Genomic DNA, 7,190 nt, shown 5'->3' with positions numbered 1-7,190 from the left:
CAGGTTATCGCATGATCCACGCGCGGCGTTGCGCAAATGGTGCATCACGATCGGTTGAGCCCCGGGCCCGCGCCGATCAGTCCGCGCGCTCGATCTCGGTCAGGAAGGCGGCGCCGAAGCGCTCCAGCCGGGCCTCGTCCAGATGTCGGGACAGGGCGTCGGAGCTGGCCGGGCGGCCCTCCGCGATGCGGCGCAGCTGCGCGGTGGAGCAGGACAGCGGCTTGTCCGTGCCGTCGGGGCCGCGCTGCAGGTCCAGCTGCACGGCCATCAGCCGGTCGAACAGCGCGCCCTCGGGCCGCCCGGCCAGCGCCCGGCGGGCGGGGTGCATCTCGGGCTGGGCGCCGGCGATGACCTCCAGGAAGGCGCGGCCAAAGCTGTCCAGCTTCTTGGCGCCCACGCCGCCGATCCGCGCCATCTGGTCCAGATCCTGCGGCCGCTTCTCGGCCATCTCGATCAGGGTCCGGTCGGGGAAGATGACATAGGCGGGCACGCGGGCCGCCTCGGCCAGGGCGCGCCGCTTGGCCTTCAGCGCGGACAGAAGCGGCTCGTCCTCCTCGCTGACCTGCGTGCGCAGGACGTTGGCGGGCTTTGCGCCCTTGGTCGTGTCCTCGCGCAGGGTCACGCTTTCCTCGCCGCGCAGGATCGGGTGCGCGGTCTCGGTCAGATGCAGCGCGCCGTGGCGTTCCGGGTCGGGGCGGCACAGGTCCAGCCCCATCATCTGCCGAAAGATCGCCTGCCACTGCCCGCGCCCGTGCTCGCGCCCCACGCCGAAGGTTGGCAGCTGGTCATGGCCACGCTCGCGGACCTTGTCGGTGGTGGTGCCGGTCAGGATGTCGATCAGGTGGCCGCTGCCGAACCATTCGCCGGTCCGCACCATAGCCGACAGCGCCTTCCTGACCGCCAGCGTGCCGTCAAACAGCTTGGGCGGGGTCTGGCACAGGTCGCAATTGCCGCAGTCGCGGTCCATCTCCTCGCCGAAATAGGCCAGCAGGCGGCGGCGGCGGCATCCCGTCGCCTCGGCCAGACCCAAAAGCGCGTTCAGGCGCGCATGATCGCCGGCCTTGCGGGCGCTGTCGCCCAGGCCCTCGTCGATCTGGGTGCGGCGCAGGCGGATGTCGTCGGGACCATAGAGCGTCAGCGTATCCGCCGGATCGCCGTCGCGGCCCGCACGCCCGATCTCCTGATAGTATCCCTCGATGGATTTCGGCAGGTCGGCATGCATCACCCACCGGATGTCCGGCTTGTCGATGCCCATTCCAAAGGCCACGGTCGCCACGACGATCAGCCCGTCTTCGGTCTGGAACCGCGCCTCGGCCTCGCGCCGGGCCTCGGCCTCCAGCCCCGCGTGATAGGCGATGGCCGGATGCCCCGCCTCGCGCAGCGCCTGCGCCAGACTTTCGGTCCGCGCGCGGGCGCCGCAATAGATGATGCCCGACTGTCCCCGGCGCGCCGCGGCATAGGCCAGGACCTGGGTCCGGGGACTGTTCTTGGGCTGGAAGGCCAGCCGGATGTTCGGCCGGTCGAAGCCGCGCAGGAAGGTCACGGGGGCCTGTCCGTCGAACAAGCGGGTGACGATCTCGGCCCGCGTTTCCACGTCCGCAGTGGCGGTGAAGGCCGCCAGCGGGACGTCCAGCGTGCGCTTCAGATCGCCGATGCGCAGATAGTCGGGGCGGAAGTCATGGCCCCATTGGCTGACGCAATGCGCCTCATCGACCGCGATGGCGGTCACGCCGGCGCGCCTCAGCAGGTTCACCGTGCCCCCGGATGCCAGCCTTTCGGGCGCCATGTAGAGGACCTTCATCCGCCCGTCGGCGATGGCCGCGAACACCGCGTCGGTCTCGACCTCGGTGTTGCCGCTGGTCAGCGCGCCCGCCTCGACCCCCGCTTCGCGCAGCGCGCGCACCTGATCCCGCATCAGCGCGATCAGCGGGGATATGACCACCGTCACGCCCTCGCGCATCAGCGCGGGCAGCTGGAAGCACAGCGACTTGCCGCCGCCCGTCGGCATGATCGCCAGCACGTTGCGGCCTGCGGCCACCGCCTCGACGATCTCTTGCTGTCCGGGGCGGAAGCCGTCGAATCCCCAGACCTGGCGCAGCAGGTCGGCTGACATCACATGCCGTAGAAGAAGCCCGCGTTGTTCGCCAGGGCGCGCTGCGCGATGATGATGGCGATGAACACGATCAGCGGGGCCAGATCCAGCCCACCCAGATCGGGCAGCATGCGGCGGATCGGGCGATAGATCGGCTCCAGCAGGCGGTTCAGCCCGTCCCAGATCTGCGCCACCAGCGGCTGGCGCAGGTTCAGCACCTGAAAGTTGATCAGCCAGGACATGATGATGTGGACGATCATGATGAACCACAGGACCTGCAGGATCAGTTGCAGGGCTTCGTAGAGGGTTCCCATGGTCGTCTCCTTGGCTGCGCGCGCGTTCGGGCCCTGTATGGCCGCGTGGCCCCCGGGACGCAAGCGGGGCGCGACCGGATGCCGCCGCGTCCGGCTTGACGCCCGCGTGATCGCGGGCCACCCACGGGGCCGAACGAAAGGCCACGCCCCGAAAGGCCTGCTGACGAAAGGCCCCGCCATGTATCCGCTGATCCGCTTTGCCAAGGAACTGGTCAAGTTCCGCAACGCCCCCGCCCTGGACCCCCTGGGCACGCATGTGTCCACGCACATGTGCTGGCCCTGGGACCTGGACCCCTGGTGGGAGCTGAACAACGGCCGCACCCTGACCCTGTTCGATCTGGGCCGCATCCCGCTGGCGCGGCGGACCGGGCTGGTGCCGGTGCTGCGGGCGAATGGCTGGGGCATCACGGTGGCGGGGAACTCGACCCGCTATCGCAAGCGCATCCGCGCGTTCCAGCGCTTCACCATGATCTCGCGCATGGTGGGCTGGGACGCGCGCTTCGTCTATATGGAGCAGTCCATGTGGGCCGGCACCGAATGCTGCAACCAGGTGATGATCCGCTCGGCCGTGACCTCGGCCCAGGGGATGGTCGCGCCGTCCCGCGTCATGGAGGCCCTGGGCCACGGCCCCGACAGCCCGCCCCTGCCCGACTGGATCGCGGCCTGGATCGCGGCGGATGCGACGCGGCCCTGGCCGCCGGTCATTCCGGATGACGCGAAACTTCACTTGCCACTCTGACGGTCCCTGTCCCTTATGGCGGAAAAGGCCATGGGGGACGGCATGACGGGCGATCGCAGGCGCATCTGGGGCTGGTGGTTCTTCGATTGGGCCAGCCAGCCCTATCACACGCTGCTGCTGACCTTCATCTTCTCGATCTACTTCGCCGAGGTCGCGCGCACGCATTTCATCTCGCAGGGCATGGACGCCATGCAGGCGGGCGCGCAGGCCCAGGCGCTCTGGGGCTACGGCCTGGCCGTGGCGGGCGCGGTGATCGCGCTGGCCGCCCCGGTGCTGGGCGCGGTCGCGGACAGTTCGGGGCGGCGGCTGCCGTGGATCTGGGTCTTCTCGGCCTTCTACGTCATCGGCGCGGCAGGACTCTGGAGCCTGACGCCCGACCAGCCGCCGCTGGTCCAGGCGGTGGTGCTGTTCGGCATCGGCCTGATCGGGGTCGAATTCGCGACGATCTTCACCAATGCCATGCTGCCGGGGCTGGCGCCGCGCGACGATATCGGGCGGATCTCGGGCTCGGGCTATGCCTTCGGCTATCTGGGCGGGGTGGTGGCGCTGGCCGTCATGCTGCTCCTGTTTGCCGAGACGCCCACGGGCCTGACCCTGCTGGGCATCCCGCCGCTCTTCGGACTGGACCCCGCCGCGCGCGAAGGCACGCGCTTCGTCGGTCCCTTCACGGCGATCTGGTATGCGGTCTTCATGCTGCCCTTCCTTCTCTGGGTGCGCGATACGGGGCCGGGGCGGCCGATCCGCGTGCGGGCCGCGCTCGGCGACCTCTGGGCGCTGATCCGCAGCCTGCGGCACCGGCGCAGCCTGGCGGCCTGGCTGGCCTCCTCGATGTTCTCGCGCGATGCGCTGAACGCGCTTTACGGCTTCGGCGGCGTCTATGCGGGGACGGTGCTGGGCTGGCCGGTGTTCCTCGCGGGCGTGTTCGGCGTGGTCAGCGCGGTCTCGGCCGCGGTGATCAGCTGGCTGGGCGGGCGCGCCGACCGCGCCTTCGGGCCGCGCGCGGTGATCGTGGCGGCGATCCTGGCGCTGATGGCGGTCTGCCTGCTGCTGGTGAGCATGGACCGCACATCGGTCCTGGGCATCCCCACCCCGGACGCGATCCTGGGCGACCTGCGCCTGCCCGACCTGATCTTCTTTGCCTGCGGGGCGGTGATCGGGGGCGCGGGCGGCGCGCTGCAGGCGGCCAGCCGCACGATGATGGTGCGCCACACCACGCCCGAGCGCGCGACCGAGGGCTTTGGCCTCTACGCGCTGTCGGGCAAGGCGACGGCGTTCCTCGCGCCCTTCCTGATCGCGCTGACGACCGATCTGACCGGAAACCCGCGCATCGGGTTTCTTCCGCTGATCGTGATCTTTCTTGTCGCGCTGGTTCTGCTAGTCTGGGTCGACCCCGAAGGAGAGAGCCCGACGTGATCCGCAAGACCCTGACCGCCGCCGCCGTCCTGATCGGGCTGGCCCTGCCAGCATCGGCGCAATCGCTGGCAAAGGACGTGTTCGGCGCCTTCCGGACGCCCTCGGCGGGACCGGCCGTCGCCATCGGCAACTACTCCCAGGGCTGCGCGCAGGGGCTGGTACAGATGCCCGAAAGCGGACCCAGCTGGCAATCCATGCGCCTGTCGCGCGACCGCCATTGGGGCCACCCCGAGATGATCGGCTTCCTGCAGGGCCTGTCGCGGGCGGCGCAGCAGGCCGGTTGGCAGGGCCTCTATATCGGCGACATCAGCCAGCCGCGCGGCGGGCCGATGATCTCGGGCCATGCCAGCCACCAGATCGGGCTGGATGCCGACATCTGGATGATGCCGCCCCCCTCGCTGCGCCTGACGCCGCAGCAGCGCGAAAACCTGTCCTCGGTCTCGGTCGTGGCCAATGGCGGCACGGCCCTGTCGGGCAACTGGACGGGCGCGCACATGTCGATCATGCGCGCCGCCGCCCGCGACCCGCGGGTCGAGCGCATCTTCGTCGATCCGGTCGCCAAGGTCGCGATGTGCCAGATGGAGACCGGAAACCGCGACTGGCTGCGCAAGATCCGCCCCATCAACAATCACGACTATCACTTCCACGTCCGGCTGAACTGCCCCGCCGGGTCGATCTGCCAGACCCCGAACCCGATTCCCGCGGGCGACGGCTGCGCCGAGGCGCAGGAATGGGTCAACATCCGCATCGACCCCAGCCGCGCGAAACCCTCGACCCCCGATCCGGACTATCGCCACCCCCGCACCTACCGAATGAGCGACCTGCCCAGCCAATGCGCCACCGTCGCCTCCGCGCCCTGAGCCTGGCCCTGGCGGCGATGCTGACCGCGCCGCCGGCCATGGCGGACGCGGTGCTGGACTATGTCGGCACCTATATCTGGTCGCGCGACGAGGCCAGCTTCGGCGGCTTCTCGGGGCTGGAGATCGGCCCGGACGGGCGCAGCTTCCATGCGCTGACCGACCGGGCGCATCTCTACTGGGGCCGGATCGAGCGGGACGACCGCGGCATCGTGCGCGGCATGGCGGTGGCGGGGCGCGCCAATCTGCGCGACAGCAAGGGCCAGCCCCTGCCGCCCGGCTATACCGGCGACAGCGAGGGGCTGGCGATCGGCCCGGACGGGCGCATCCATGTCAGCTTCGAGGGGCTGAACCGCGTCGCCGCCTATGACGGGCCCGACGCCCCGGCCACGCCCCTGCCGTCCCTGCCCAAGCTGCCCGGCATCGGCACGAACAGTGGGCTGGAGGCCTTGGCCATCGCCGATGACGGCACCCTGATCGCCATCCCCGAACGCTCGGGCGCCGAGGAGCGGCCGTTCCCGGTGCTGCGCTTCGACGGCGCCTGGAGCGAGCATGCCCGGATCCGCCGCGATGCGCGCTGGCTGGTCGTGGGCGCCGATTTCGGCCCCGACGGCTGGCTCTATGTGCTGGAGCGCGACTTTCGCGGCATCCTGGGCTTTGCCTCGCGCGTGCGCCGGATGCAGCTGACGCCGGGCGTCGTGCAGCAGGACGAGATCCTGCTGGAGACGCGCCCCCTGCAATACGACAACCTGGAAGGCATCGCGGTCTGGGACGACGGCATCGGCATCCGGCTGACGATGATCTCGGACGACAACTTCCTGTTCGTCCAGCGCACCGAGATCGTCGAATACCGCCTGCGCGAGGATCAGGCCGCCGCCATGCGGAATTGACAAGCGGCCCGCGCCGGGCGTAAGGCCCGCGCTGCCCCCGCCGGGGGCCGAGTTCTTCCGCAACCTTCGCAAAAACGGAAATCACCGATGACCCGCTTCCTGCCCGGCATCCTTGCCATGGCCGCCATAGTCATGGCCTCGAACGTCCTCGTGCAGTTCACCGTGGCCGACTGGCTGACCTGGGGCGCCTTCACCTATCCGTTCGCCTTCCTGGTGACCGACGTGATGAACCGCGTGCATGGCGCGGCCGCCGCGCGCCGCGTCGTGCTGGCCGGGTTCGTGACCGGCGTCGCCTGGTCGCTGATCGCCGCCGGGCTGGACGCGACCACGCTGCGAATCGCCGTGGCCTCGGGCACCGCATTCCTGGTCGCGCAGCTGACCGACGTGGCCATCTTCGACGCGCTGCGCGGCGGGCGCTGGTGGAAGGCGCCGCTGGTCTCGACGCTGGTCGGCTCGGCGCTGGACACAGCGCTGTTCTTCGGGCTGGCCTTCTCGGCGGCGCTGCCCGCCGACGTCAACACGGGCTGGGCCAACGAGGCGGTTCCGCTGCTTGGTCACGGACCGGTCACCGCGCTGTGGGTTTCGCTGGCAACTGCCGACTGGCTGGTCAAGCTGGGTCTGGCCCTACTGGCGCTTGTGCCGTTTCGGATCATCGTCCGCAATTTGTTGCGACCTGCCGCAGAAAGCTGATTGACAGGACGCCGATCTGTGTCAGCCTGTCATTACAGCAATCTTTTGAAAGGAGGTGGTCCAGTGTCTAGAGTGATAGTGGAGAGACGTTTCGGAACAGTCGGGGGGACCGCGGCCTGAGGGCAGCCCCAAAGGTCACCACCCCCGGTTGGGACCGGACCACCGTCCGCCCCTAACCGGACCATCTCCTTGGAT

Annotated in this window: 7 protein-coding genes; 5 read left to right on the top strand and 2 right to left on the bottom strand. The window is 69.7% G+C overall.

Annotated features, from left to right (window positions below; all coding sequences use genetic code 11):
• Nucleotides 1-76 precede the first annotated feature (76 nt).
• The gene (recQ, locus tag AACG61_RS01325) at nucleotides 77-2,113 is read right to left on the bottom strand and encodes a DNA helicase RecQ (RefSeq protein WP_411838237.1); all 2,037 of its coding nucleotides are present in this window, start codon (nucleotides 2,111-2,113) and stop codon (nucleotides 77-79) included.
• Nucleotides 2,113-2,406, bottom strand: coding sequence for a YggT family protein (locus tag AACG61_RS01320; RefSeq protein WP_411838236.1), 294 nt, complete (start codon nucleotides 2,404-2,406; stop codon nucleotides 2,113-2,115). Before AACG61_RS01320 ends, recQ begins: the two co-directional genes overlap by 1 nt.
• 178 nt (nucleotides 2,407-2,584) lie before the next feature.
• Between AACG61_RS01320 and AACG61_RS01315 the strand changes: the two genes are divergently transcribed.
• From AACG61_RS01315 to AACG61_RS01295, 5 genes are all read left to right on the top strand, one after another.
• Entirely contained in the window at nucleotides 2,585-3,145 is a 561-nt protein-coding gene (locus AACG61_RS01315; protein ID WP_411838235.1) for an acyl-CoA thioesterase, read from the top strand.
• 42 nt (nucleotides 3,146-3,187) lie between these two features.
• The gene (locus AACG61_RS01310; RefSeq protein ID WP_411838234.1) at nucleotides 3,188-4,558 is read left to right on the top strand and encodes an MFS transporter; all 1,371 of its coding nucleotides are present in this window, start codon (nucleotides 3,188-3,190) and stop codon (nucleotides 4,556-4,558) included.
• A complete protein-coding gene (mepA, locus tag AACG61_RS01305; RefSeq protein WP_411838233.1) occupies nucleotides 4,555-5,418 on the top strand; it encodes a penicillin-insensitive murein endopeptidase in 864 nt (287 codons plus the stop codon). The genes AACG61_RS01310 and mepA overlap by 4 nt, the downstream gene beginning before the upstream one ends.
• A complete protein-coding gene (locus AACG61_RS01300; RefSeq protein ID WP_411838232.1) occupies nucleotides 5,391-6,305 on the top strand; it encodes an esterase-like activity of phytase family protein in 915 nt (304 codons plus the stop codon). Before mepA ends, AACG61_RS01300 begins: the two co-directional genes overlap by 28 nt.
• 87 nt (nucleotides 6,306-6,392) lie before the next feature.
• Entirely contained in the window at nucleotides 6,393-6,995 is a 603-nt protein-coding gene (locus AACG61_RS01295) for a VUT family protein (RefSeq protein ID WP_411838231.1), read from the top strand.
• Nucleotides 6,996-7,190 lie beyond the last annotated feature (195 nt).

Source organism: Paracoccus sp. ME4 (assembly GCF_046736325.1).
Taxonomy (GTDB): Bacteria; Pseudomonadota; Alphaproteobacteria; order Rhodobacterales; family Rhodobacteraceae; genus Paracoccus.
The sequence above is the reverse complement of the archived record's forward strand: the minus strand, read 5'-3'. Positions and strand labels throughout refer to the sequence as shown.